The sequence below is a fragment of the Streptococcus mitis genome (genome assembly GCF_946190275.1).
Classification (GTDB): Bacteria; Bacillota; Bacilli; order Lactobacillales; family Streptococcaceae; genus Streptococcus; species Streptococcus mitis_DC.
Genome location: NZ_CAMHZQ010000065.1, coordinates 1 through 317 on the forward strand (window position 1 = coordinate 1; position 317 = coordinate 317).

At 43.2% G+C, this 317-nt stretch carries 1 protein-coding gene; it reads right to left on the reverse strand.

Features of this window, described 5'->3' with window-relative positions; translation table 11 throughout:
• On the reverse strand, positions 1-317 hold a 317-nt coding region (locus N8M20_RS10260), incomplete at both ends, for a Rib/alpha-like domain-containing protein (protein ID WP_261080521.1).

The window sequence follows — 317 nt, forward strand, 5'->3', positions numbered from 1 at the left end:
TCTTTTTGTGGCGTTACTTCTACAGTGACTGTCACTTCTTCCGTACTCTTGTCTGGGTAGGTGATTAATACTTTTCCTGGTTTACTTCCTGGAGTTGTATTGGTATCTGGTTTTTCTACCCATGTGTAGGTTGTACCTTTTGGCAGATTGTCTGTGTTAATACTTCCTTCTGCACTTGGGTCACTACCGTGTTTAGCAGTTGGAGCTGGTTCTTTCGCAGTTGGGTTGAACGTATCTTTTTGTTCCTTAACCGTGATTGGGACTGTGACTTCATCGGTAGTTCCATCTGGATAAGTGACTAAGGCTACACTTGGATG